This is a genomic window from Enterobacter sp. 4974935, assembly GCF_058661735.1.
Window position 1 is genome coordinate 905399 of record NZ_JBZWGT010000003.1, and the last position, 26242, is coordinate 931640.

At 52.8% G+C, this 26242-nt stretch carries 28 protein-coding genes; 22 read left to right on the plus strand and 6 right to left on the minus strand.

Annotation, left to right across the window (positions count from 1 at the left end):
- Position 1: 1 nt before the first annotated feature.
- The 3 genes from AC4OVS_RS05545 to AC4OVS_RS05555 form a co-directional block, all read right to left on the minus strand.
- Entirely contained in the window at positions 2 to 523 is a 522-nt protein-coding gene (locus AC4OVS_RS05545; protein WP_180243126.1) for a hypothetical protein, read from the minus strand.
- Positions 489 to 1223 (minus strand): transcriptional regulator, encoded by a 735-nt coding sequence (locus tag AC4OVS_RS05550; protein ID WP_230373034.1) that lies wholly within the window; start codon positions 1221 to 1223, stop codon positions 489 to 491. The genes AC4OVS_RS05545 and AC4OVS_RS05550 overlap by 35 nt, the downstream gene beginning before the upstream one ends.
- A gap of 952 nt (positions 1224 to 2175) precedes the next feature.
- On the minus strand, positions 2176 to 3660 hold the full coding sequence (locus AC4OVS_RS05555; RefSeq protein WP_323633801.1) for a flagellin N-terminal helical domain-containing protein: 1485 nt from the start codon (positions 3658 to 3660) through the stop codon (positions 2176 to 2178).
- A 310-nt stretch (positions 3661 to 3970) separates the two neighbouring features.
- On the opposite strand from AC4OVS_RS05555, the gene fliD reads away from it, so the two are divergent.
- Genes fliD through fliT form a run of 3 tightly spaced genes read left to right on the plus strand, consistent with a single transcriptional unit; the run spans position 3971 to position 6227 of the window.
- Positions 3971 to 5473 carry a flagellar filament capping protein FliD gene (fliD, locus tag AC4OVS_RS05560; protein WP_063865285.1) on the plus strand — a complete coding sequence of 501 codons (1503 nt, stop codon included), beginning with the start codon at positions 3971 to 3973 and terminating at the stop codon, positions 5471 to 5473.
- Positions 5474 to 5518: 45 nt separating this feature from the next.
- A complete protein-coding gene (gene fliS, locus AC4OVS_RS05565) occupies positions 5519 to 5926 on the plus strand; it encodes a flagellar export chaperone FliS (protein WP_017692827.1) in 408 nt (135 codons plus the stop codon).
- Complete coding sequence (fliT, locus tag AC4OVS_RS05570) at positions 5919 to 6227, plus strand: flagellar protein FliT (protein WP_323633803.1); 309 nt, start codon at positions 5919 to 5921, stop codon at positions 6225 to 6227. Before fliS ends, fliT begins: the two co-directional genes overlap by 8 nt.
- Positions 6228 to 6344: 117 nt before the next feature.
- Here fliT and AC4OVS_RS05575 read toward each other — a convergent pair whose 3' ends face one another.
- From AC4OVS_RS05575 to flgA, 3 genes are all read right to left on the minus strand, one after another.
- Positions 6345 to 6788: a flagella synthesis protein FlgN gene (locus AC4OVS_RS05575; RefSeq protein ID WP_491922243.1), complete on the minus strand. Its 444-nt coding sequence runs from the start codon at positions 6786 to 6788 to the stop codon at positions 6345 to 6347.
- A gap of 23 nt (positions 6789 to 6811) precedes the next feature.
- The gene (flgM, locus tag AC4OVS_RS05580) at positions 6812 to 7102 is read right to left on the minus strand and encodes a flagellar biosynthesis anti-sigma factor FlgM (RefSeq protein WP_180243123.1); all 291 of its coding nucleotides are present in this window, start codon (positions 7100 to 7102) and stop codon (positions 6812 to 6814) included.
- Between the two features lie 73 nt (positions 7103 to 7175).
- Positions 7176 to 7874: a flagellar basal body P-ring formation chaperone FlgA gene (gene flgA, locus AC4OVS_RS05585; RefSeq protein WP_180243122.1), complete on the minus strand. Its 699-nt coding sequence runs from the start codon at positions 7872 to 7874 to the stop codon at positions 7176 to 7178.
- 259 nt (positions 7875 to 8133) lie between these two features.
- On the opposite strand from flgA, the gene flgB reads away from it, so the two are divergent.
- The 19 genes from flgB (at position 8134) to AC4OVS_RS05680 (ending at position 26156) form a co-directional block, all read left to right on the plus strand.
- Entirely contained in the window at positions 8134 to 8544 is a 411-nt protein-coding gene (gene flgB / locus AC4OVS_RS05590) for a flagellar basal body rod protein FlgB (protein WP_063865280.1), read from the plus strand.
- Between the two features lie 4 nt (positions 8545 to 8548).
- Positions 8549 to 8950, plus strand: coding sequence for a flagellar basal body rod protein FlgC (gene flgC, locus AC4OVS_RS05595; RefSeq protein ID WP_491922244.1), 402 nt, complete (start codon positions 8549 to 8551; stop codon positions 8948 to 8950).
- Positions 8951 to 8958: 8 nt separating this feature from the next.
- The gene (locus AC4OVS_RS05600; protein ID WP_063865278.1) at positions 8959 to 9657 is read left to right on the plus strand and encodes a flagellar hook assembly protein FlgD; all 699 of its coding nucleotides are present in this window, start codon (positions 8959 to 8961) and stop codon (positions 9655 to 9657) included.
- Between the two features lie 28 nt (positions 9658 to 9685).
- Positions 9686 to 10900 carry a flagellar hook protein FlgE gene (gene flgE / locus AC4OVS_RS05605; RefSeq protein WP_063865277.1) on the plus strand — a complete coding sequence of 405 codons (1215 nt, stop codon included), beginning with the start codon at positions 9686 to 9688 and terminating at the stop codon, positions 10898 to 10900.
- A gap of 9 nt (positions 10901 to 10909) precedes the next feature.
- On the plus strand, positions 10910 to 11647 hold the full coding sequence (locus tag AC4OVS_RS05610; protein ID WP_491922245.1) for a flagellar basal body rod protein FlgF: 738 nt from the start codon (positions 10910 to 10912) through the stop codon (positions 11645 to 11647).
- An 18-nt stretch (positions 11648 to 11665) separates the two neighbouring features.
- On the plus strand, positions 11666 to 12448 hold the full coding sequence (gene flgG / locus AC4OVS_RS05615) for a flagellar basal-body rod protein FlgG (RefSeq protein WP_015571595.1): 783 nt from the start codon (positions 11666 to 11668) through the stop codon (positions 12446 to 12448).
- A gap of 62 nt (positions 12449 to 12510) precedes the next feature.
- A complete protein-coding gene (locus AC4OVS_RS05620) occupies positions 12511 to 13224 on the plus strand; it encodes a flagellar basal body L-ring protein FlgH (RefSeq protein WP_063865275.1) in 714 nt (237 codons plus the stop codon).
- A gap of 58 nt (positions 13225 to 13282) precedes the next feature.
- Positions 13283 to 14347, plus strand: coding sequence for a flagellar basal body P-ring protein FlgI (locus tag AC4OVS_RS05625; protein ID WP_045324746.1), 1065 nt, complete (start codon positions 13283 to 13285; stop codon positions 14345 to 14347).
- On the plus strand, positions 14347 to 15276 hold the full coding sequence (gene flgJ / locus AC4OVS_RS05630; RefSeq protein WP_491922246.1) for a flagellar assembly peptidoglycan hydrolase FlgJ: 930 nt from the start codon (positions 14347 to 14349) through the stop codon (positions 15274 to 15276). The genes AC4OVS_RS05625 and flgJ overlap by 1 nt, the downstream gene beginning before the upstream one ends.
- Before the next feature lie 104 nt (positions 15277 to 15380).
- Positions 15381 to 17021 (plus strand): flagellar hook-associated protein FlgK, encoded by a 1641-nt coding sequence (gene flgK / locus AC4OVS_RS05635; RefSeq protein WP_491922247.1) that lies wholly within the window; start codon positions 15381 to 15383, stop codon positions 17019 to 17021.
- 11 nt (positions 17022 to 17032) lie between these two features.
- On the plus strand, positions 17033 to 17926 hold the full coding sequence (gene flgL / locus AC4OVS_RS05640) for a flagellar hook-associated protein FlgL (protein ID WP_063865271.1): 894 nt from the start codon (positions 17033 to 17035) through the stop codon (positions 17924 to 17926).
- Between the two features lie 65 nt (positions 17927 to 17991).
- Positions 17992 to 19620, plus strand: a complete 1629-nt coding sequence (locus AC4OVS_RS05645) for a methyl-accepting chemotaxis protein (protein WP_063865270.1) — start codon at positions 17992 to 17994, stop codon at positions 19618 to 19620.
- 169 nt (positions 19621 to 19789) lie between these two features.
- A complete protein-coding gene (gene fliA / locus AC4OVS_RS05650; RefSeq protein ID WP_323633819.1) occupies positions 19790 to 20518 on the plus strand; it encodes an RNA polymerase sigma factor FliA in 729 nt (242 codons plus the stop codon).
- Positions 20519 to 20873: 355 nt separating this feature from the next.
- Entirely contained in the window at positions 20874 to 21224 is a 351-nt protein-coding gene (gene flhD, locus AC4OVS_RS05655; protein WP_462825109.1) for a flagellar transcriptional regulator FlhD, read from the plus strand.
- A gap of 1 nt (position 21225) precedes the next feature.
- A complete protein-coding gene (flhC, locus tag AC4OVS_RS05660; RefSeq protein WP_063865269.1) occupies positions 21226 to 21798 on the plus strand; it encodes a flagellar transcriptional regulator FlhC in 573 nt (190 codons plus the stop codon).
- An 84-nt stretch (positions 21799 to 21882) separates the two neighbouring features.
- The gene (motA, locus tag AC4OVS_RS05665; protein ID WP_063865268.1) at positions 21883 to 22779 is read left to right on the plus strand and encodes a flagellar motor stator protein MotA; all 897 of its coding nucleotides are present in this window, start codon (positions 21883 to 21885) and stop codon (positions 22777 to 22779) included.
- Positions 22776 to 23681 (plus strand): flagellar motor protein MotB, encoded by a 906-nt coding sequence (motB, locus tag AC4OVS_RS05670; protein ID WP_180243116.1) that lies wholly within the window; start codon positions 22776 to 22778, stop codon positions 23679 to 23681. The genes motA and motB overlap by 4 nt, the downstream gene beginning before the upstream one ends.
- A complete protein-coding gene (gene cheA, locus AC4OVS_RS05675) occupies positions 23668 to 25656 on the plus strand; it encodes a chemotaxis protein CheA (protein WP_491922248.1) in 1989 nt (662 codons plus the stop codon). The genes motB and cheA overlap by 14 nt, the downstream gene beginning before the upstream one ends.
- Positions 25653 to 26156 carry a chemotaxis protein CheW gene (locus tag AC4OVS_RS05680; RefSeq protein WP_323633826.1) on the plus strand — a complete coding sequence of 168 codons (504 nt, stop codon included), beginning with the start codon at positions 25653 to 25655 and terminating at the stop codon, positions 26154 to 26156. Before cheA ends, AC4OVS_RS05680 begins: the two co-directional genes overlap by 4 nt.
- Positions 26157 to 26242: the final 86 nt, after the last annotated feature.

The following is a 26242-nucleotide window of genomic DNA, read 5'->3' on the forward strand; positions in this document are numbered from 1 at the left end:
CTTAATTCGTGCAGGCGATCCTGACTACCGTCTCCGTACCCGATGCCAGAATGCTGTTTTCCAGCAAATAGAGGGAACTGGTGGAAGTATCGCCGCTCTTAAGCTGCGGAAAAATGTAATCCGTTACCTCTTTTTCGTTGCTTTGATCGCCCAGCCGACGGGCGTGGCTAAGCACCGTCAGATGCAGCAGGTTGCCGGAGTAGGACATGGTATAACTCACGCTGCGCTGTACGGGGGAAGCTTGCCCTACACGTTTCCCGTTCTGAAAATGGCGGATATTACCGCTATAGGTCGTGTGTCCCTCATGAAGTCCATCGCGGTATGAGCGATAAATTCCTCGCGCCAGCGTCACGTTGTTTTCGTCCTTGATAGTATAAAACGAGGCTGGGGCAAAGCACGTCTGTCGCAGCGGCGACGTGGCGATCGTGTACCCGATCGTTAACGCTAAACCTGTCATCAGGCCGCCAGCAAAGAGGACCTGCGGGCGTTTAATAAAGATGAAAATAGAACGATTCACAGTCATTCTTTTGCTCCTGAATGGGTTTTTGACAGGCAATAACTGCCTGATATTTATCTATCTTTCCCGTGCCGGTAGTGATGTATAAAATTTTACCTGGTCTGTAATGGACGCGTCTTTCCAGTACATATTCGGTATAGGTGTGCAGCGTTGCCTGAATAAGTTCTGTTTGGCTTATTCGGTTTTTTTGCACCATCACGATATGTCCGGGGGGGATCCCTTCTCCCTGCCAGAGGATAAACTCGATGCTCTGTGGGCTGGGGACAAACGCATTTTTGACGGATATGGCAGTAAGAATACCGATCAGCATGCCGCAGACCGCGAACGCAGCGCTTCGCAAAAGTCTTTTTCGACGCGGTGCTGGCGTAGCGGAGGGGGGAGGAGGCGTAGCCTCCACCGGCATTTCAGGCGGCTGCGGTGTGGGGGCGATCTCAACGCTGTCAGCCGAGGGTTCCGGCGGGCTCTCTTCACGAATAATCAGGCGATAACCGCTTCGCGTTACGGCGACCAGCGCAATAGCATCCTGCATCTCTAGCGAGGCCAGCGCGCGTCGAAGCTTGTTCACCATAACGCGCACGCTATTATCCGTGACCTCAACGCCAGCGCTACGCCAGCCGATATCCATTAACTGTTCCTGAGACAAAATTTGTCCCTGCGCTTCCACCAGGGCGGCAAGGCAGAGGCAGGCGCTGGCGGGCAGCGTCACGCACTCGCCGTCGCGCGTTCGTGTTAGTAACCTCGTGTGCAAATCCAACGTCACTAACGATCCAATCGCAATGTAATTGACCATAATATCTTGATACTTCGTAATGAAAGATAAGGTGAATTGAATGGGTGTTTATGTTAATTGGGTAAAGTCTTTTCGTTAACAATGCGCAACAATTTCGGGCTACCTAAGGCTTATATCGCAACTATTCGCGGATCGCTAAAGGTAAATTTCAAAGGTATTAACGTTATTAATGCCGATGTTAATAATTGCCAGGCCTCGGTTGGCGTATTTGTGTGATAAATAAAGTTAATGCCCTCCCATTTTGATGCGCATGCGGTGATTCCTCTCGCTGAACCTGGCGGCCCGATAGCAGTGGGGTGACGCTTATATTCATATTTTTCTGAGGCTTAGTACGTGAAGGGCATTGACTGACGGGCATTTGCTGACTGCTCAAGTTAGTTAAGCTAAATGCTTAAAAATGTATTAGTCACAGGAGGGAGTTTCTCCCTGTGCACGCTGTGCAGCGAAAACGATTTTAACATTAAATATCGGCAGTCGCTATAAATGAGTTGGTTAATTTTATCTCACTGGTCATATCATTTAAAAAATGTTGAGGTGAGCCGTTTACCGAAGGGGTGCGCTCATAATAAATGAACGAGACGCGTTCGTTCTTTCATTTCGTATTCAATGGCACTTTTTGCATGCTATTTATGGTCGGTTATCGTTTGTCTCGAAATAGGGTGAGAGCATGTTTATATTGTTTTGTTAGGCTTTTTTCGCCCGCGCATTTTGTAATACTTTTTATTATTTATGCCTTGCCTGACAGACCGTCAGGGCAGGATGTGAACGATTCAGGAGAAGAAGCGGCGGGGGGCAAAACGAAAAAAGCCCTCCGACAGGGAGGGCTAACGCGCAATGGATACGCGTAAAATGTTGAGGCTTTTCGGGATTAACGCAGCAGGCTCAGAACGTTCTGAGGTACCTGGTTCGCCTGGCTCAGAACGGATACGCCGGCCTGTTGCAGGATGTTAGAACGGCTCATTGCGGACACTTCCACGGAGAAGTCAGCGTCCTGAATACGGGAGCGTGCTTCGGTGGTGTTAATCACAGTGGTGTTCAGGTTCGCGATGATAGAGCTGAAACGGTTCTGAATCGCGCCCAGGTCAGCCTGGAAGTTGGTCACTTCGGTCAGGGCTGCGTCCAGGTTGCCCAGCAGGTCGTCGGCTGCGGCAGCGTTAGCGGCGGTGTTGATGAACGCTGAGTCCGCTGCGCCTGCATCCGCGACGGTTGGTGCAGTTGCGTTATCTGCGAAGGTCAGCTCTTTCACCACGGTGTTACCGCTTGCGTCGGTGCTCTGCGCGAAGTATTTGGTGTTTGCACCGTCTTTCACGGAGAACATCTGCATGTTGCTGTCAGCAGCGTCAGCGCCGAAGGCCGCGTTGGAGATCTCGTCCAGCTTAGCCTGATCCAGCTTCACTTCAGAACCATCCTGAGCTTTGAAGGTCGCGCCTTCTTTCAGCTTGGTGGCATCGCTCAGCGTTGATGGACCGTTCAACAGGATATCGGCATCCAGCGCGCTGACTTCCGTTGCAGCACTCGCTGGTACAGCACCGTCAATGATCGCATTGCCAGCACCATCATCCTTGAAGGTGATAGCAGAGGTGTCCAGTTTAAACATTTTGTCGGCAGTTTTATCGTAAGCGAAAGCTTCACCATCAGCTACGTACAGTTCGACATCGCCTGCTGCTGCGCCCACTGCCGTTTCAATTGCGGTGATATCAGCCGCGTCAACTTTCCAGTTACCGGCACTAGTGCTGATACCCGTATCGTCGCCCGCTGCTTTCGCAGTAGCTGCCTTGGTGTATTCGCTGGTAGCGCCCGCAGAGCCGGCAATTTTATCGAATGCCGCAGTGAAGCCATCCAGACCCAGGGAGTCGATGTCCAGTTTCTTCAGATCGATGTCGATGGTCTGGCCATCTTTGTCGCCAATCTGGATGGTCAGTTTATCTTTGGAACCATCGAGAACGTTAACGCCGTTGAAGTTGGTGGTTTCAGAAATACGTTTGATCTCGTCCAGACGTGCAGAGATCTCTTTTTTGATGGAGTCACGGTCGTCAGAGGAGTTGGTGCCGTTTTTTGCCTGAACGGTCAGTTCACGGATACGCTGCAAGTTCTCGGTTACTTCTTCCAGCGCGCCCTCGGTGGTCTGCGCCAGGGAGATACCGTCGTTGGCGTTACGTGCTGCCTGGGTCAGGCCGCGGATAGAAGAGGTGAAGCGGTTAGAGATCGCCATACCTGCTGCATCGTCTTTCGCACTGTTAATACGCAGACCGGAAGAGAGACGCTGAATTGCAGTACCCAGAGAAGTCTGAGATTTGTTCAGGTTGTTCTGAGCCATCAAGCTCAATGCGTTAGTATTAATGACCTGGGCCATATCAATATCCTTTTAAATAAAGTAACGACGGCATTCGCCAGTTAAATATGCGATGTCTGTTGCGCATACTGAATTAATCGGATGAAAAGGAAATGACTAAATTATTTTTTCATAATTTTTTATATTCCTGGAAAAGCGCACATAAGTGATGGCAATTATCACGATTGCCACAGTCAATAGCCTGATAAGCGTGTAAGAGTGTATTAACGTGGTGGTTTCGTTGTCGCCTGCACTGTAAAAAATTAAACTTTATGGCCGAAACCCCGATGTTATCGCTATATCTATCTTCACTGTAACAGGAATACAAATCATGGCTTCGTTCTCTATGTCAGGCCTCGGCGGCTCCGGGTTAGATATTGAAAGTATGATTTCGCAGCTCCAGGTAGCTGAGAATAAAAAACTAAATCCCTATTTGCAGAAGCAGAGTAATTATGAAGGACAAACTTCCTCCTGGGGTAAAATCTCCAGCAGTCTGGATGCGGTGAAAACGGCGCTGAAAAAACTGGAGGATGAAGGGTTCAACGGGGTCAGCATTGGCACCAACAAGGCATTTAACGCAACGGCAGGTAAGGGAGCGATCCCGAATAGCTACTCAGTCCAGGTTGAGCAGTTAGCAAAAGCCAATAAAGTGGGGACGGCACCGCAAAAAGCGAACGACACCCAGCTGGGCGACGGTGCCGGTCCGCGTACGGTGACCATCACCGCAGGCAAAGGCAAGCCGATGGAGGTGGAACTGAAAGATGATGAGACCTCTCTGGTACAGATTGCTAAAAAAATTAATGCTAAAAATGGCGATGTTACCGCGACGGTAATGCCTGCCGAAGATGGCAAATATCAGCTGGTTGTGACGTCGAAAAAGACCGGCGAAGATGGCGAAATTAGCATCAGCGTAAGCGGCGACAGTAAGCTGGCGAAAGTGCTGGATTACGATCCGGCAGTCACGCCAGGTGCGGATAATGCCCGGGAGATTACGCCGGCGCAGAATGCCATTGTCTACATTGATGGTACGAAGATTGAACGCAGCTCCAATACCATTTCTGACGCCATTGACGGGATCACCCTCGATCTGCGCGAGGTCTCAGAAAAAGATCCTGACGACGCATCAAAACTGAAATCAGAAACACTGTCGATCACCGCCGATACCTCTAAGGTTAAAAGCCTGATCGAAGAGTTTGTGAATGCCTATAACGCCTATCTTAGCGCGGCATCCAGCGCCAGTGCCTACAACGAACCGGAGAAGACGACCGGCGATGAACTGCCGCAGGCCAACGCGTCAAACGGCGCGCTTTTCGGTGACGGTACCCTGCGCCGTTTGACCAGCCAGATGAAGTCCGCTGTCGCCGGGAGCTATGGCGATGCCGACGATCTGTATAAATCGCTGGGTGCGCTCGGTATCAAGGTGAATTTCAACGAAAGCAAACCCGGCGAAGAGCGTACCGGTACCCTAGGCATACTCTCTATCGACAATAAAAAGCTCGATGAAGCGCTGAAGAAAAATCCAAAGGAGGTGGAAGCCCTGTTTTTAGGCACCGGCTCAACGGGCGGGATTAAGGATCGCATGGAGGAGGTATTCACCACCTATCTGGGCGACAACGATTCGATCCCGAAGGTAGAAGGGGCTATCGCAACCGCCCTCAAAGGGGTAAAGGAACAAAATACCCGCGTTGAAAAACAGATTGCCCGCATGCAGGAACGCATTCAGGACAGCCTTGACCGCAGCCGTAAGGAATTCCAGCGTCTCGACCAGGCCCTGACGCAAATGAACAGTACGAGCCAGCAGCTTCAGTCCGCGCTGCTTGGGATCATGGGATAAACTTTAACGCATCCGGGCAGGCCAACTGCCCGGCAGGAACCGAAGATGTACACCAAAACGGGCAACAGCGCCTATTCCTCCGTCTCTCTGGACAGCCAGATTGCTGGCGCCACCCCGCACCAGCTCATCGTATTGCTCTACGACGGAGCAATTAATGCCATGCGTCGCGCCGAGATCTACTTCCAGTCCGGAAATATCGCTCGCCGGGGTGAGATGATCTCCCGGGCAATCAACATTATTGATAACGGCCTGCGCGCCGGGCTTAACCATGAGGTAGGGGGACAGATTGCCGCCGACCTGGAGCGTCTGTACGAGTATATTTCGCGCTCTTTGCTGGAGGCGAACCTTAATAAGTCCGGGGAAATGCTTCCGCACCTTATCTCGCTGATGGTGGATATGGCCGAGACGTGGAAAGCCATCGACCCGCAGGCGCGTCAGGTGAAGCATGGCTGATACACTCATGCGGCAAATCGCCCTGATGTTGCAGAGTAACGAACGTCTGCAACGGTTAGCAGACGAGGAGGCGTGGGAGTGCTTTACCGAAGAGGTTGCAGCCTACGCGCGGGGTATGCAGGCGCTCTGTGAGTTCGATCTCTCGCCGCTTGCCGAAGACGCCCGCGCACAGCTTGCGCAGCTTCTTGCCCAGGATGAACGTCTGCGCCAGCGGATGTCTGTCCGGCGAGGCCATCTCAGCGAGAACATTTCTGCTTTACTTAAATCAAACGCCTCCGCTCAGGCATACCACACTGTCTGACGCTCCCGCCCCTGGAGGCGGGAGCATGTCCCGCCTCAATCCCTCTGCAACATGACGTTAGCGCGCAAAAAAAAGCTCGCCATGGGCGAGCTCGATTACGAGTAAGCAAGACGCGAATCAGATACTGATATTGTATTTACGACCCGCGGGAGCCTGGCTGGATTCACCGGCGGGGCCGTAGAGCGTGTTGGCGTGACCCACGCGGTCTACCACCTTCTGCATAAATTGATTCTTCTTCATATGGTTTTGCAGAAGCGTTTCGACCTGCGCGTTCAGCGTTTTGGTGCTTTGCACCCGTTCTCTTATCAGCTTCCAGCTGGTGAACAGCCTGCTGTGATGGTGATAGGGCGCCTGGAGGGCGGAAAGCTGTTCCTGCTGGAGACGCATTTCATCATAGTACTGAATTGACGAAAGCAATTGGCTTTTATTATCCGATAATACCTGTAGCGAAACGGGATTGATTTGTGCGCGGCTGAGCTGATTGACCTCTTCAATTATGATGGCTTCCAGCTCGTCCAGGGACGTTTTCATTTGCGTCAGTATCGGGTACAGCTTATCCATAATGTTAAAAAATCCTGCCGTTATTAATACTCAAAAATATGTCGCACCAGCGCCTGAGCAATTTTCTCAGGCTCGATAGTGAACTCCCCGGAGTCCATTGCGGCACGGATTTTATCCACGCGTGCGTAATCCACGTCACGGCTGTCGTCGGTCTGAATTTTTTTTGTCAGCGCGCTCAGGGTCACTTCGGTTTTGTTTCCGCGCGCTTCGCCCGCCGCGACGGTATTTTCCTGCGCGGTGCCGCGTGTACGCAGTTCCTGTCCGCCGGCCAGATTGCCAATCGGTGCAGTGGGTTGGGTGCTTTCGATGCTCATGTTTATCCTCGCCAGTCATCGTTATTGCTCTTGCCTATACACTAGACTTCGGAAATACACGAAAAAACTAAAATTATTGTTCTGAAAAAATTGTCACGGCTCCGTCCCGACCCACTTTTCCCGTGACGTTACGTCCGCCCGTGGTTTTTACGCGCAGCGTATCGTCAACAGCAGCGTTGTTTAACGCTTTGCCCTGGCTGCGGATAAAGAAACCCGGTCCCGACATGACCAGCTCTACCGTCTGCCCGGCGCGAAGACGCCACTGCTGGCGCAGCTGGTTTTGCAGCACCGGTTTACCCGCCGCAAGGGGGCGCAAAAGGCGTTGGCCGACAATGTCCCTCGCCTCGAACATTAGCCCTACGGGCAAATCGTCCAGGCTACCGGTCATCGGCGTTATATCGCCTTGCTGCACAATTTCCCCGCCCTTCAGACTATGGCTGGCGACCCAGAAGGTTCCCTGGGCGCTAATGCTAAACGGCAGATAGAACTTACGCATGCCGCAGCGTGCCACCGCGGTGCGTTTGCCGGTGAGACGGTTATCATGCCCGGCCAGGCTCAGGTCAGGGTTTTCGCACACTGCTGATATCTGCCCGGGCGAGGCCAGCAGCGTAACGGTACGAACGATATTGCCCGGATTTTCCGTGAGCTTGACCAGCGCCTCCAGTTTCTGCACTAATCGCAGTTTTGCCGTTGTCGCGGATGGCACGCTGGCGTACAGCGGGCTGGCGAAAAAAAGCGTTACCAGCGTTATGCGTAATAATGGAAGCTTCATCTTGTTGCCTTATTGTAAAACCAGTAAAGTAAACCGGTATGCTTATTCTGACTAAATTATATACGCGATAGAAACGCTTTTATTGCGTTAAATAATGACACTTCTGCTGCCGTTTTCATGAATCAGTTCCGCCTGTTTTAAATATCTATTTTAATTTCGCTAATAGCGCCTATTTCTGTCAGGTCTTTGCAGTGTGATATTTCATCAGCGCTGTCTACACTATCGCGGTTTATATAAAGCAAGGCAGGGACCAGAGTGCATGATGAATAAACTTGACGATGCGTTTCGCTTCCAGCAGCAGGCGTTAGGTCTCCTCTCGCGTCGGCAGGAAATCCTGGCATCAAATATTGCGAATGCCGATACGCCAGGCTATCAGGCGCGAGATATTGATTTTTCTCAGCAGCTTAAAAATGCGTTAGGGAATAAACCTGCATCAGGGCCTGTCACCATGGCGTTAACGTCCAGCAAGCATATGCAGGGCAAAAAAATGCCTTTCGATGATGCTCAGTTGCTATATCGCGTACCGGATCAGCCAAGCGCGGATGGTAACACCGTGGATATGGACCGCGAGCGAGTTAATTTCGCGGATAACGCCATGAAATATCAATCGAGCCTGACATTCCTCGGTGCAGATATTAAGAAAATGATGACGGTAGTCAGTCAGGGGTAAATAAATGTCGTTATTTAGCGTATTTGATATTTCAGGCTCGGCGATGGCCGCGCAGTCAAAACGTCTCAACGTGAGCGCCAGCAATATGGCGAACGCAGACAGCGTTGCCGGACCTGACGGACAGCCTTACCGCGCCCGCCAGGTCATGTTTGAAGCGGACACCTCTGCCCAGGGCATCGGCGGCGTCAGAGTCAGCGACGTGGTGGAGAGTTCAGCGCCCGATCGCCTGGTCTATGAGCCCGGTAATCCGCTGGCGGACGAACAGGGGTATGTCCGCATGCCTAACGTCAACGTGGTCAATGAGATGGTCAATACCATTTCCGCCTCACGCAGCTATCAGGCAAATGTGGAGGTGATGAACTCCGCCAAGGCCCTGATGCAGAAAACCTTAACCCTCGGCCAGTAAGGCAGGATATGACAGTTTCAACGGTAAACGACACCAGCGGCAATACCAGTACTTACGGCACGGGCAGCAGTGCAGCCGACCTCTCCGAGCAGTTTATGAAGCTGCTGGTTGCGCAGATGCAAAACCAGGACCCGACTAACCCGATGGATAACAACCAGCTGACCTCCCAGCTGGCACAGTTCAATACCGCCGCGGGAGTGGAAAAACTTAACTCATCAGTCGGCAACGTTCAGGCGCTTATGGCGCAGTTGGGCAGTATGAGCGCCGCCTCCTGGGTAGGCCGTGGGGTACTGATCGAGGGCGATCCGAAAGTCGCCTTTGGTGATGCCGCGCAGCCTCTGGACGGCGAGGAGAAGCCGTCAGACAGCTTCAGTTTCCTGTTATCGGGCGATGCAGAAACGGTCACCGTCACGCTGAAGGATGATGAAGGCAATGCCTATACGGCGCAGCTGAAGGACGTGAAATCCGGGGTGAAGACTTACACCCTGGACGATCTGGAAAACTTCCAGCCGGAGCCAGGGCCGCCTCAGGACAGGGAGTACACGCTCTCCTTTGACGCGAAAAATCCGGAAGGCGATAACCCGGAAATCTCCGGCCTGATTCAGGAGCAGGTGTCTGGCGTCACGATGACGGCCAACGGCGCGGTACTGCACCTGCTCAATCATGACCCCATCACCATGGGCGACGTGGTTGTTATCCAAAAATAGCGAATAATTTACTCTCTGGAACTTCAATATGAGTTTTTCACAAGGTCTTAGCGGTCTCAATGCAGCCGCCAAAGCGCTGGACGTGGTTGGAAACAACATCGCCAACTCCCAGACAGCAGGTTTTAAAGCAGGCTCCGTGGCCTTCGCCGACATCTTCGCCGGAACGACGGGCCTCGGGGTTCAGGTTGCGGGCGTGACCCAGAACTTCGGCGACGGTGGCCTGACGGCGGGCAACAGCTCGCTGGATATGGGCTTACAGGGAAAAGGTTTTTTCCGCATGGTGAGCGAAGGTGGCGCCGTCTTTTACGGACGTAACGGCCAGTTCAAGCAGGATCAGAACGGCAATATCATCAACAGCACCAATGGCTTGTACCTGACCGGCTACCAGGCGACCGGTACACCGCCGACAATCGCTCCCGGCGCGCCAGTAGGACCCATTCGTATACCGACCGAAGACATGCCGCCAGCGGCGTCTACCGCCGGATCCCTTACGGGTAACCTGAAGTCAGATGACACCACCATCATCACCGAACCGTTCGATCATAGCGATCCAAAAACCTACAACTATCAGAGCCAGATTGAAGCGACCGACACGCTGGGCAATAAACACACCGTAAAGGTCTACTTTGTGCAGACCGCGGCAGGCGAGTGGAAAGCTTACGCGCGCGATGAAACCGCGCCCGGCACGCCTGATGTGACCTCCCTGGAGTTGAAGTTCGATAGTAACGGCAATATGGACACTGCGGCGATGGCCAGTACCAAAATGACCATCAACGGGGCCGCGTTTAATGGCTCCGCGCCGCTGAGTATCGACCTGGATCTTTCAAGCTTAACCCGCCGGGCCACCGATAGCCTCGTGAAAGTTGACACGATCGACGGACAGGCCCCGGGTAAATATCAGAGCTTTGTTATTGGCGACAGCGGAGAAGTGGTCGCGACCTACAGTAACGGTCAGCGTCAGACCGTGGCCCAAATCGTACTGGCTGACTTCGCCAATAGCGGTGGACTGGCGGCTGAAGGTAATAACGTCTGGAGCGAAACGCCGCAGTCCGGCCAGCCGTTTCTTGGCACCTCCGGCTCCGGCAGCTTCGGTACGATAAACGGGAATATGCTTGAGCAGTCTAACGTCGATCTGGGGCAGGAGATGGTCAATATGATTGTCTATCAGCGTAATTACCAGTCGAACTCGCAAACCATCAAAACCCAGTCTGAGCTACTCCAGACGCTGGTTAACCTGCGATAAGGGCGGCGGATGGATCGCGCAATATATACCGCATTGAGTGCTGCTAACGCGGCGCTCAACCGCCAGGCCGTGACGTCGAACAACATGGCTAACAGCGCCACGGCGGGCTTTCGTGCCCAACTGGCCGCGTTTCGCGCTGTGCCGGTTGAGGGAGAGACCCTGAAAACCCGCGCGCTGGTAGCGGAATCAACGCCGTTTAACGACGACACCATGGGACCGATTACCCACACCGGACGCAGTCTCGACGTTGCACTCCCACAGAACGGCTGGCTGACGGTAGCCCTGCCGGACGGCAGTGAAGGGTACACCCGTAACGGCGGCATTGAGATCGATCAGGATGGCGCATTGCAGGTTGGCGGGAAGCCGCTGATGGGCGACGGCGCACCGCTGGTGGTTCCTCCCCATTCGCAGATCACCATTGCGGAGGACGGTACCGTCTCTGCACTCGGCGCGGGTGATGAGCCTACGGCTGTCGTGCCGGTTGGAAGACTGAAAATGGTTAACGCTCCCATGAGCACCCTGATCCACCGCGACGATGGGCTGTTTCGCCCGGCAGCGGGCGGTGCGTTGCCCCAGGATGACGCCATGCGTCTGAGTCCTGAATCCCTTGAGGGAAGTAACGTGAGCCCGGTAAAAGCTATGACGGAGATGATTGCCACCGCACGCAGCTTCGAGATGAACATGAAGGTGATCCGCACCGCGGATGAAAACGTGCAAAAGGCCAACCAGCTATTAAGCGTGGGCTAAACCGCGCAAGGAGTACAGATGATTCGGTCATTATGGATCGCAAAAACCGGTCTGGAAGCACAGCAGACCAATATGGACGTAATTTCAAACAACCTGGCGAACGTCAATACCAACGGCTTTAAGCGCCAGCGAGCGGTGTTTCAGGATTTGCTTTATCAAACCATGCGCCAGCCCGGCGCACAGGCTTCCGAACAGACGACGCTGCCAAGCGGCCTCCAGCTGGGTACCGGCGTGCGTCCGGTCTCTACCCAGCGCGTGCATACCCAGGGCGGCCTGAACATGACCGGTAACGATACCGATGTCGCTATCGAAGGCAAAGGCTTCTTCCAGGTGCAGTTGCCCGATGGCAGCACCGCGTACACCCGTGACGGACATTTTGATAAAAATGAAAACGGCCAGCTGGTAAACGCAGAAGGCCATCCCATTCTGCCGGGCGTAGTGGTACCGCAGGACGCCAAAGAGATGCAGATAAGCCCTGATGGTATCGTCAGCGTGACGCTCCCGGGCCAGGCTCAGCCGCAGCAGGTGGGGCAGTTGACCCTGGCGACCTTTGTCAACGATGCCGGTCTCGAAAGCATTGGCGGCAATCTTTATCGTGAAACGCAATCCTCCGGCGCCCCGAATGAACTGAATCCGGGCCTTGAAGATGCAGGCACGCTCAAGCAGAAATACATCGAGACGTCTAACGTCAACGTGGCCGAGGAGCTGGTCAATATGATCCAGGTCCAGCGCGCCTACGAGATCAACAGTAAGGCCGTTTCTGCATCCGATCAGATGTTGCAGAGGCTCACCCAGCTTTAATTTCCTCTCTCTTACCGCTCCGGGCGCTGGCTCGGGCGGATAGATGGTTTATCGACACGTAAATGAAAACACTTTTTACATACAGTCCATCAGGGCTATCGCGTCCTGCACTGCTGGCGGGCGTGCTGCTGCTAAGCGGCTGCGCGCACATTTTGCAAAAGCCGCTCGTGGACGGACCAACGTCGGCAGAACCATTACCGATGGCACCGGTCACAACCGGCGGCTCGCTGTTCCAGGCAGGACAAGCCATGAACTATGGCTATCAGCCGATGTTTGAAGACCGCAGGCCGCGCAGCGTGGGCGACACGTTGACGATCCTGCTTCAGGAAAACGTTAGCGCCAGCAAGAGCTCCTCCGCCAGTGCCAACCGTAATGGATCGGCCGGAATGGGATTACTGGCCATGCCGGGCAGCTCGAACAGCTGGCTTGGTAACGGCAAAGCGGACTTTAACGCGGAGGGCAAAAGCGACTTCTCCGGCAAGGGCGGGGCGGCAGCGCGCAACACCTTTACCGGCACCATCACGGTGACGGTAAATAAACTCCTGCCGAACGGCAATCTACAGGTGGTCGGTGAGAAGCAGATCGCCATAAACCAGGGGACCGAGTTTATACGCTTCTCGGGTGTGGTGAACCCTCGCACCATCAGCGGGGCCAACACCGTGCCCTCAACTCAGGTGGCGGATGCGCGCATTGAGTATGTCGGCAACGGCTACATCAACGAAGCGCAGACGATGGGCTGGCTGCAACGCCTGTTCCTGAACCTTTCTCCTTTCTGATATGACGATGAATACAAAATCCATTCTGTTATTTCTCGGCCTGCTGCTCAGCATTCCGATGCTGTATACGCCGGCGCAGGCCGAGCGAATTCGCGATCTGGCCACGGTGCAGGGCGTGCGCTCTAACTCGCTCATGGGCTACGGGCTGGTGGTCGGGCTTGATGGCACGGGCGACCAGACGATGCAGGCGCCGTTTACGGGCCAGAGCCTCAATAATATGTTGTCCCAGCTTGGCATTACCGTACCGGCGGGCACCAACATGCAGTTGAAAAATATTGCTGCGGTAATGGTGACGGCTGAACTGCCGCCATTCGCCCGCTCAGGGGATAAGATCGACATCGTGGTCTCTTCTCTGGGAAACGCGAAGAGCCTGCGTGGCGGTACGCTGCTGATGACGCCACTTAAGGGGGCGGACAACCAAATCTACGCCATGGCGCAGGGCAACGTGCTGATCTCCGGAGCTGGCGCGCAGGCAGGCGGCAGCCGCGTGCAGGTTAACCAGCTTAACGGCGGACGCATTAGCGGTGGGGCGACGGTTGAACGCGAAGTCCCAAATGACTTCGCCACGCAAAACACGCTGCGTCTCCAGTTAAACGAGTCGGACTTCTCGCTGGCGCAGCAGATCAGCGACGAGATTAATCGTCGCTATAGCGGCGGGGCGGCAATCCCTGAAGATGCCCGAACTGTGCGTTTGTTTGCCCCGCCGGATGGTCCTTCCCGGGTGCGTTTCCTCGCCAATATCCAGGATATTCCGCTGCGCGTGGGGATACAGGATGCGAAGGTCATTGTTAACTCTCGTACCGGCGCCGTGGTGATGAACCGCCATGTCTCCCTCGATGCCTGTGCCGTGGCTTACGGCTCGCTGACGGTAGAGGTCACGCAGAATAATGTCGTGAGCCAGCCGGATACGCCCCTTGGTGGCGGGCAGACCGTCGTGGTGCCACAAACCGATATCTCAGTACGCGACCGCGGCGGCTCGCTGCAAAGCGTGCGCAGCAGCACGGATCTGAACGCGGTGATCAGGGCACTCAATACGCTTGGCGCGACGCCAAATGAGCTGATGTCCATTTTGCAGTCAATGAAAAATGCAGGTTGCCTGCGTGCGAAGCTGGAGGTGGAGTGATGAATGCTTTCGATCGTCTGGATAAGCCCGCCTTTGACGTTCGCTCTCTTGACGCGCTGAAGCGCGATGCGCGCCGCGCTGAACCCGGGGCGCTCAGGGCGGCGGCGCAGCAGATGGAGGGGATCTTCGTGCAGATGATGATGAAGAGCATGCGCGATGCCACCATCAAAGATGACCTCATGCACAGCCAGTCCACCGATATGTTTACCGCGATGCACGATCAGCAGGTGGCGCAAAATATTGCCGGGAGCGGACAGCTTGGGTTTGCGGATATGATTGTGCGCCAGTTGGGCGGCGAGAGCGAAAACGCATCGGTGTCGACGACCGGCAGCGGCCCGCTTAATCTGCCGGGACTTTCCTCCTCCGCCAGATCCGCCGCCGGGCCGCGGGTTCCGTCTGCGCCGGTCTCCTTTGGCAACGTAGCTGAGGGGGCACAATCCTTTATTTCTCGTCTGCTGCGTCCAGCACAGATCGCCGCCAGGCAGAGCGGGGTTCATCCGCAACTGATCCTCGCGCAGGCGGCGCTGGAGTCGGGATGGGGGCAGCGTGAAATCCCCACCGCTGACGGCCGCCCCAGCCATAACCTGTTCGGTATTAAGGCCGGGGGTGACTGGCAAGGCAAGACCACAGAGGTGATGACCACCGAATACATCAATGGTGTGAAGCAAAAGGTAAAGGCCGCGTTTCGCGTTTACGATTCCTATGAACATGCGCTCGCCGATTACACGACGCTACTCACTAAGAACCCGCGCTATGCGGGCGTTGCGCATTCCCGTTCGCCGGAGCAGGCGGCCAAAGCGCTTCAGGCGGGGGGATACGCAACCGATCCTGCCTATGCGAAAAAACTCATCTCCATTATTCAGAAAGTAAAAGGTGATATTAAGCAGGGTGTAGAAGCCTATAAAAACGACCTCGCGAAAATATTTTAAAAAAGTTTTTAGATAAATTAGCAATCACCGATGAATAAAGCAGAGCAATAATTTTGACCCTGCCCGGATATCGGGTTGGAAATAACGGAATAGCCAGGTGCCTTATGAACAACCTCTTTAGTCTCGCGAAAAGTGGCCTTAGCGTAGCGCAATCCGCTCTTAGTGTGGTGGGCAGCAACCTGACCAATGGCATGAGCGATACCTATAGCCGCCGCAGCCTTGTGATTGGTGAGCTCGGCGGCATGACCACCGGAAAGGGATTTTACGGCTACGGCGCGACGGTGACCGGCGTCGATCGCGCTTACGATGCTTTTGCCAACAAGCAGTTACGCGGCTCCGTCTCAAACTGGGCCTCGCTTAGCGGTCGCATGGAGCAACTGAGCGACATAGATAATATGTTGGGCGATGAATCCGACAACGTCTCCGTCTCAATCAATAACCTGTTCAAGTCGATGGCGACGCTGAGCGCGACCCCAGACGACGGCCCGGCCCGTTCCGCGGTATTCAGCTCACTCGGCGTATTGACCCAGCGCTTCAATGACAGCGGCAAGCGCCTCACCGCGCTGGAAAAGAGCACCAATACCAATATCGAAACCAGCGTAAAAGAAATTAATAGCATCAGCGACCAGCTGGCAGAAGTGAATAAACAGCTGGAACGCGTACAGGCGCAGAACGGCACGCCGCCTGCGGACCTGCTGGATCAGCGCGATGCATTACTGGAAAAACTGAGCGAGCAGATCGGTATTGATGTTACCGAGAACAGCGTATCTGGCCGCGTCGACGTCACGCTTCAGGATGGCCGTCCCCTCGTCTTTGGCGAAAACGCCAGCAAGCTACAGACCACAGCGTCTGAAAGCGATCCCAACAGAATCGTTGTCTCTTACGTTGACAGCAACGGTACTACCACGCCGGTTAACGAAGCGAGCATTACCAAAGGCCGCCTGGCCGGGTTGTTTAAGTTCCGCAGCGAAGATCTTGAACTCGCTAAAAACGAGCTTAACCAGATCGCCTTTATGCTGGCGAGCCGCATGAACGAGCAGCACCGTTTGGGTGAGACGCCAACGGGCGTGCCGGGAGGCGATCTCTTCTCTCTGCCACCCATGAAGGCGGTGGCAAATGCGGGCAATGCCGGTGGGGGAACGCTCGACGCTATCAGCGTGACGGACTACACCAACGTAAAATCTGAAAATTACAGCATCGATTTTGATGGAACAAACTGGAACGTAATGGGGGCGGACGGACGCCTGGTCAAACAGGTGCCGGCCGGATCCGCCACGCTTGAGTTTGACGGCGTTGAGATCGATCTTTCTGGCGTGACCGCAAGCGCGGGGGACAGCTTTTCCTTTAATCCTATGGCTGGGGCAGCGGAGGGTATTGGCCGCGCGATTGACAGCGCACAGGATTTTGCCGCAGCGGATGCCTCCGGTGGCGGGGTAGGAAACAATCTTAATCTGGAGGAGATGCTTAAGATCCAGAATGAGAAACTGATTGGCGGCAGCACGCTGACGGAGGCTTATTCAAGCCTGGTGGGGACCATTGGTTCTAACGCGCGGGCGGTAAAATCGGGCATTTCATCGGCGGAGATCGACCTGCAAACCAAATATGATGCGAAGCAGGCGCTTTCAGGGGTCGATATGAACGAAGAAACCGTCAATATGCAGATGTTTATTCAATATTACCAGGCCAATGCGCAAATTCTACAGACCGCTACCACCATGTTTGATTCGCTGCTTTCGATTAAATAAGGAGCTTTCCGATGCGATTAAGTACGCTGTATATGTTTAAACAGAGCGCCGAGAGCATGTCGAAGCGCGTGAGTGATAATAATAATATCTATCTTCAACTCTCTGCTGGAAAATCGTTGCTGCGAGCCTCGGATGATCCCAAGTCCGCTACCGATGCGGTTAATTATCAGGATGCGCTGGCGAAGCTTGAGCTTTATAGCAACGTGCGTTCAACGGTGCGGGGTTCACTTGAGCATGAAGATAATATTCTGAACGGTGTCGGCAATTTGCTGACCACTACCCTTACCGAAAAAATCGTCGCGGCGAAAACGGAAAGCTACTCTGACGAAGATCGTCGGGCGCTGGGTGCAGAGATAAAAGGTATTCGCGGCAATCTGATGGATCTTGCGAATAACCGCGACGGGAGCGGGCGCTATATTTTTGGCGGATTCAAAAGCGATACGGCACCGTTTGACGATGCGGGTAACTATGTCGGCGGTGATACCGCACGCCGGCAAACCGTAGCCGATGGTACGGACATGCAGACGGGCCACCTGGGCAGCGAAGTTTTCGGGGATATCTTCTCTGTTCTTGATAAAGCGGTAGAAGAACTTTCTCGCGATCCTATCGACAGCGATGCGCTGAATACTGCGTTGAGTGCCGCCAGCGAAGCCGTTTCCAGCGGCATCGATCGTCTGGGTAAGGCACAGGCTGAACTGGGGACCAACCTTCAGCAACTGGATGCGCTTGATATGAGCGGCGACGTCATGATCAACGACACCATCACCAAGGTTCAGACGGCCATTGGCGCGGACTACAGCACAATGACTTCGCTCATTATGGATTCCAAAATGTCGGAGTTTGCATTAAATGCATCCATGATGGTATTTCAGTCAATGCAAAAAATGAATTTATTTAATAAATAACATTACCCTTCCATTTTATTTCTGAAAGTTTTAGCCGCATATTTATGTGCGGCTGATGAGGACCTATGTTAAATAAACTAAAAATCTATACCGTAATCAGTCTGATTATCGGCATGATCTCGTGCATGCTGTTTGGCGTTACGGCTTTTTCCGTTTATAACTCGGTGACGATTAATAAAAATTTTAAACGCGTTGTGGACGTTAATGACAGCAACGCCTATATGACTAACGCCGCATATAACATTAACTCGGTGGTGGCGAACACGAACGGAATGATGCTTCAGACGTCTCTGCATAAACCGCTATCGCCAGAGATGATCAAGCACACCCACAATCTGCTGAAGGAGGCGCGCAAGGAGATGGACGCTTTCGCGCAGGTGAAATTCAACACCCCGGAAGAGACAAGGGCTGCTGAAGAACTTCGCGCCAAATTTGACCTGGTTTATAACACCGTGCAAACCAAGCTCGGCTACCTTGAGCGACCGGAAGGATACCCGGGCTCGATGAACGGTGATATGGAACTGCGTACGGAGCTGCGCCAAAAAATTGAGAAGTATTCAGAAATCTCATCTGACCGTGGGTACGAATATGTGTCGGTAGCGGAAAGTGGCTACAAGATGATGATTTGGGTAAGCGTGGTGATGATGGCCATCGCGATTTGCGTATTGTTAGCCGTTCGCTACTGGCTGCGTATTGCGCTGGTGCGTCGGATGGAAACTACCGTTGAGATGCTTCAGCGCGTAGCGGCAGGCGATCTGAGTCATGCCATAGAAGCCGGCGCTGATAACGAAATTGGCAAAATGCTCAGGGAGCTTGAGAAGATGCGTGTTTCCCTGACCAACACCATCACCGGTATCCGTGAAGGGGTAGTGCATATCCATTCTAACGCCCAGGAGATTGCGCAGGGCAACAGCGACCTTTCCTCCCGTACCGAAGAACAGGCAGCGGCCCTTCAGGAGACGGCCGCCAGCATGGAGCAAATCAAAACCACCGTACGTCAGAATGCGGATAACGCACATGCGGCACGCAGCCTGGCAGAAGGGGCAAGCATGAATGCCCAAAATGGCGGTGAGGTGATGGTGAACCTGGAAGCTATCATGGCGCAGATTACCGAAAGCTCCCGTCAGATTGCCGATATTAACGGCGTCATCGACAGTATCGCGAACCAGACCAACATTCTTGCCTTGAACGCGGCGGTTGAAGCCGCTCGAGCGGGAGAGCAGGGGCGTGGCTTTGCGGTTGTGGCGGAAGAAGTGCGTAACCTCGCCAAGCGCAGCGCCGATGCAGCGAAAGAGATTAATCAGCTGATTAATACCAGCGTGAGCAATATTGATACAGGTTCGCGTCAGGTAAGCCAGGCGAGCGGCGTCATGCAGGACATTGTGACGTCGGTTGCGGAAGTAACGCAGATTATGGGCGAAATCAGCTCAGCCTCTGACGAGCAAAGTGCGGGTATCAATCAGATATCGCAGGCCGTGAACGAGATGGATCTGGTGACTCAGCAGAACGCGGCGATGGTGGAAGAAGCAGCTATGGCGGCAGGCAAGCTGGAATCTCAGTCGGACGAGCTTGAGCAGCTTGTTGCCCAGTTTACCCTGCGAGATGAAAAAGTAGAAAAACGCCATACGCCCGCGCCGGAAAAAATGACGTTGCGTCACGTTGAAAATGATAATGCACAGTGGGAAACGTTCTGACATCTGCTGAAGGAGAATAATTGGCGTCAGAAGTGCCGCCAATTATTCTTATCAAGCTGCGAGATGATTAAATTAACAGTATGCGTATTTTTATAAAAGCTTATCGCACTTTTTGATTATGTGGTTTCAACTGATAATTGAGAATGTGAAGATTAGGTGGATGAAATGCGTGGACGGTATATACACAGCTGAAGGGCTGGAGAATAAAACGGCATTGTGGTCAAAATACCATTTTATCGTCAGGCAAGAAGCGCTGCGTTTGCATAAGAGACTGCCTGCCAATGTCGAATTAGACGATCTCATTCAGGCGGGTTCTATGGGTTTTTTAAGTGCCATTGATAGCTTTGACCCTAAAAAAGGGGTGGCACTTAATGCCTGGATCTCACAGCGTGTGAAATGGGCATTAATGGATGAGCTTCGTGAAAGTGATTGGGTTCCACGGCGCGTGCGATCCCATTCGCGAGAAATTGTGTCACTCATTCAGCAGATCGAGCAGGAAAAGGGAGGGGAAGCGACCGAAGCTGATATTGCTGAACGGATGGGCGTTTCGCTAAAGGAGTTTCAGCAGATGCTGGCTGATAATAATAGCAGCCAGATGTATTCCATGGATGAGCTTCAGGAGAACTATTCTGACAGTTGGGAGAGTAATGATGGCGAAAATGCGCAGCTTAATCCGTTAAATGAGGCCATTCAGGAAAACTTGATAGCCAACATTGCTGAGCATATCCGAATGATCCCCAAGCGTGAACAGATGATATTGCAGCTTTATTATCAGCAGGATCTGAACATGAAAGAGATTGGATTAATTCTGGGGGTGACGGAAACGCGCGTTAGTCAATTGCACAGTTTAGCGATAAAACGCTTACGAAGCAGAATGGAGTTGTTAGGAAATGAATAACATAGCGATAACATTAACAAGATTAACAATATTTCCTGAGTAAAGTTAATTACGTTACGTGATAATTAAGAATCTTTAATAATGTGTTTTTTGATAATAAAATCATCATGTTACGATAATTTTTTGCTGCGCGCTGTTTTCTTAAAGCTTGTTAGGAAAATTCTTAATGAATATGATTTCGTCAGATTTGTGATGTAGCCATCCTTTGGCATTGAAAAGTTTTCGATAATTTATTGAATCAGCCTGGCTGTATTCAGCGATTATCAATGCCAAAAGACTCTCTGCATCGACCGGGTAAACATTTTGCCTTAACTATTTAGCCTTGTTTGTGGTTGAAAAACAGTGGGAGCTTTTTGTGTCCAATTTTGACGAGTATCTGCAAAACATTCACGATATTAACCTTTCTTATTTATTACTGGCTCAGCAGCTGATCAGACAGGATAAGTTTGCTGCCAGCTTTCGTCTCGGCTTATCCGAAGGCACGATTGATAATTTAAAAGAGTTGTCTTTACCACAGTTGATGAAACTGGCTGCGACCAATCAGTTGATTTGTCGTTTACGTGTTGATGACGAAGTGGTCATCGAAAATTTGACGAAAGATTCGCGTATTGAAGCTCTTCAGCAAATTCATACCGGCATCATTTTATCGACAAACTTACTTAATTCGTTAAGCGTGTCCGATGCTGCTGTGACGGGAGAAGCATAAAATGTGCGAGAAAAGTTTATTGCAAGAAATTGAAGAGGTAAATATTGCCATGGGGTTAATAAACCTCGGGGCAAGAATGCAGGTTCTGGAATCTGAAACCTCGTTAAGTCGTCGGCGTTTACTGCGCTTGTATAAAGAGTTACGCGGCTGTCCACCTCCAAAAGGGATGCTCCCTTTTTCTGAGGACTGGTTCATGTCATGGGAGCAGAATATTCACTCTTCCATGTTCTATAACATTTACCTTTATCTTCAGAAAACCGGGGGCGGGCGTCCAATTGAAATATTGATGAAAACCTACCGTCTTTATCTGGAGCAGTGTGGTTCCTGCTGCGACGATAAACCTGTTCTGGGGCTCACGCGTGCCTGGACATTATTACGCTTTATCGACTGCGGCATTATTTCCCGTAAGGCCTGTAGCGTGTGTTCCGGCGGTTTTATCGTCACGACGGAATTCATCAAAAACCCGTTCACCTGTAGTTTGTGCAGCCCTCCGTCCCGGGCATTTAAGAAATCGCAGGTCAACCTCAGCGGAATTGCAGGCAATTATGCCACGCCGGAAATTATGACAGCCTGACGGATGTTCGATGGCAATGCACAGGATGGCGTTTATTCGATGCCACGGCACTCGACATCGGTCAGCGAGTAAAAAGGAGAGAGTGTGTTAGTTATCTTTGGCTATCTTGTTGTTATTGCTACTGTATTTGGTGGGTTCGTGCTGTCTGGTGGTAATCTGCTCGCGCTGTTCCAGCCTTTGGAGTTGTTAATTATCGGCGGTGCCGGGGTCGGCGCTTTTATTGTTGGTAATAACATCAAATCCCTTAAGGCGACGGGTAAAGCCATCGTGAAGCTGTTCGTGGGGAAACGCTACAACAAAACGGTTTATATGGACCTGATGGCACTCATGTTTTTGCTGCTGTCAAAAAGCCGTGTTCAGGGATTAATGTCACTTGAAAAGGACATTGAAGATCCGGCGGGCAGCGAAATTTTCAGCGCTTATCCTCGTCTGATGAACGATCCGATGTTAAGCAACTTTATCCTCGATTACTTCCGCCTCATGATCGGCGGGAGTATGAACTCGCATGAAATCGAAGCGTTAATGGACGAAGAGATTGAAACCTGCGAAGAGGAGCTTGAGGTTCCGGCCCACAGTCTCAATACCGTCGGCGATGCCTTTCCGGCCTTTGGTATTGTGGCTGCCGTCATGGGGGTAGTGAACGCGCTCGGTGCAGCAGACCGACCCGCAGCCGAGCTCGGAATGCTGATTGGCCACGCGCTGGTGGGCACGTTCCTCGGAATTTTGATTGCCTACGGGTTTGTTTTACCGCTCGCCACCCTGCTGCGTCAGATGAGTTCCGACCAGGTCAAAATCCTTCAGTGCATAAAAGTCACGCTGCTCTCCAGTTTAAACGGCTATGCGCCACAAATTGCCGTGGAGTTTGGCCGTAAAACCATTTTCACCAGCGAACGGCCTTCCTTTGAGGAGCTTGAAGAACACGTGCGGGAAGTGAAGTCCAGCGCCAGCCTTAAGTCTAAGTCTGCGGATGCCGCCGCATGAAAAACGATTCTCCAATCATCATTTCGCGCAAGCGAAAGAAGAAAAAGCATGCCCATCACGGGGGTACGTGGAAAATCGCTTACGCCGATTTTATGACCGCCATGATGGCGTTCTTCCTGGTGATGTGGCTGATTTCTCAGTCCAGTACGGTGCAGCGGGAGATGATTGCCGATTACTTCCGCATGCCGCTTAAGCCATCTATGGCCAATGGAGACAAAACCAGCCTGAGTGACAGCGTCATCCCCGGCGGCGGTGACGATCTGATGAAGCAGGACGGAGAAGTGGCGAATCATAAGCGGGTGCAGGGCGAGCGGCAGCGTTGGATGGAAAGCCTGAAAAAAGCCAGAGATAAATTGCAGCAGATGATCGAAACCGATCCGCGGCTCAATAACTTTAAATCCAACATTATGCTGCGTCTTACCAACGACGGGCTGCTCATCCAGATCACCGACAGCCAGGATCGTCCTATGTTTAGAGTAGGCAGCGAACTGCCGGAATCCTATATGAACGGCATTTTGCAGGCGCTTGTGCCGCTGTTGCAGGAGTTGCCCAATAAAATCAGTCTCACCGGCCATACCGACTCGCTTCCCTATGCGGGCGGCACCTCCGGATACAGTAACTGGGAACTTTCTTCCGGACGCGCCAACGCCGCGCGCCGCGTGCTGGTTAAAGCAGGTCTTGACGATGAGCGTTTTCTTCGCGTGATCGGCACGGGAAGCCGTATGCCTTTAGAAAAAAGTGATCCCTCAAGTCCGGCGAATCGCCGTATTAGCATTTTGGTATTAAGTAAAACCAAAGAACAGGATATCCGTCTGGAAGACACGCGCATGCATCGCCCAGAAAACGTCCTGAACAACACTACGCAGCAGGAGGTAAGGGGGTATAGCGATGGACATGAATGATTTCACCGAAATCTTTTTTACCGAAGCGGAAGAGCTGCTGGCCGAGATGGAGAAGCATTTACTGGAGATAGATGCCGCATCGCCGAATCCTGAACAGGTAAATGCCATGTTTCGCGCAGCGCATTCTTTGAAAGGCGGGGCAGGGACTTTTGGCTTTAATGCCCTGCAAGAGACCACGCATCTACTTGAGAACCTGTTTGACCAGGTGCGAGCCGGAGAACGCTCGCTTAACGGAACGACCGTTAATCTATTTCTGGAATGTAAAGACATTATGCAAGCGCAACTGGAAGCCTATCAGTCTTCGCAGGAACCTGATGAAGCGAGTTATCGATATATTTGTGAAGCCCTGCGCAAGATTGCTCTGGAAGATAAACATGCCCAGCCGGCAGTCGAGTTGCAAGACAAAGCCGCGACGCAGCAGGGGGCAGCTGATGGTGAGCCTTTACTCTGCGTGACGTTGAAGAAAATTCCTGAAAGCGAGCGGGCAATGCTTCAGGAAGAGTTATCCCACATGGGAGAGATTGTCGCGACCGAGAAGGCTGATGATGGCCTGGTGGTTCAGCTGCGCACGAGTGCCTCTGCCGACGATATCTCCGCGGTGCTGTGCTTTGTGCTTGAAGAGTCGCAAATCCTTATCGAACATGTCGGTCATCCAGCGTCCGTTGAACCGACTCCTCCTGTTGCGCAGAAAGCCCCTGTAGAAGCGGAGCGTTCAGAACCTGCTGCGCGACCTGCCGCACCGGCACCAGCCCGCAGTAATAGCCAGGAATCAGGCAGCATTCGCGTGGCGGTCAGTAAAGTCGACCAGATCATTAACCAGGTGGGTGAGCTGATTATCACCCAGGCTATGCTATCTCAGCTTTCCAAAAAACTTGATCCAGCAAGCTACGATATGCTCTCCAGCTGCGTGGCGCAAATGGAGCGCAATACGCGCGAGCTTCAGTCATCAGTCATGTCGATTCGAATGATGCCAATGGATTACGTGTTTAGCCGCTTCCCGCGGCTGGTGCACGATCTGGGCTCACGCCTGAACAAAGAGATAGAGTTAACTCTTCGTGGCGGCTCGGCCGAGCTGGATAAGAGCCTGATCGAACGCATTATCGACCCACTGACTCATCTGGTGCGTAACAGTCTCGATCACGGCATTGAGCAGAAAGAAGAACGTGCCCGTAAGGGGAAGTCGGTAGTGGGCAATCTTATCCTCTCGGCGGAACATCATGGCGGCAATATCATCATTGAGGTGACTGATGATGGTGCCGGACTGAACCGGGAGAAAATCCTCGCGAAAGCCCGCTCCCAGGGAATGAATATCAGCGACACCCTCAGCGATGAGGACGTATGGATGCTGATTTTCGCCGCGGGATTTTCCACCGCAGAAAGCGTGACGGACGTTTCCGGGCGCGGCGTGGGTATGGACGTGGTCCGTCGTAACATTATGGCCATGGGCGGCCATGTCGAAGTCCTTTCAAAGCCGGGAGAAGGCACGACGATACGCATTATTCTACCGCTGACGCTGGCAATCCTTGATGGCATGCTGGTGAAAGTTGGACAGGAGATCTATGTTCTGCCGCTCGGCGCGGTAATGGAATCGCTGAGGCCCGGCGAGGATATGCTCTGCCGCTTCGTTGGGGAGGAACGCCTGCTGCAAATTCGTGGCGAATATCTTCCGCTGGTGATGCTGCGTCAGCGCCTATCGGTGCCCGGCGAGAGCGCACCTGAAGATGGCATTGTGGTGATCGTCCAAAGCGCTGGATGCCGCTATGCCCTGTGGGTCGATCAGCTCATTGGTCAGCAACAGGTTGTGGTAAAAAACCTCGAACAGAACTATCGCAAAGTACCGGGCGTTTCAGCCGCGACCATTCTCGGTGATGGCAGCGTTGCGCTAATCCTCGACGTGGTTGAACTGTCGACGATAAACGGACAAAAGGAAAACCATGTCAGGCCGATGTTCGGCAAGCAAGGAGTAACAGCATGACCCAAACAACGACAAAGCCTGCGGGCGCGGAGGCCATTGCGCAGGAGTATCTGGTTTTTCGTCTCGGTAACGAAGAATATGGGATCGACATTCTGAAGGTACAAGAGATACGTGGATGCGATAGCGTTACTCGTATCCCGAACGCGCCAGGTTTTATCACTGGCGTGACCAACCTGCGCGGTGTGATAGTGCCAATAGTTGACCTTCGCGTGCGCTTCAGTCTCCCTAACGTTCAGCAGGATGACAGTACGGTGGTGATCATCCTTAACCTCAATAATCGCGTTGTAGGAATCGTGGTAGACGGTGTGGTTGACGTGCTGTCGATGGACATGGATCAGATTAAACCGACGCCGGACTTCGCGTCCATGCTATCAAGCCGCTATCTTCTTGGGCTTGGCGTGTTGGAAAACAGAATGATCATCCTGGTCAATATCGAAATGCTGCTCAGCCGTGAAGAGATGGATATGGTAGATTCGATGCTGGAAACTACCATGGCCTAGCAAGACGTTTAGCCACCGCCATCATAGAGAAGGGTATCCGCTTGCCTTGGGTGAGCGGATTTCAGCGTCAAGAGATGTATTGAAGG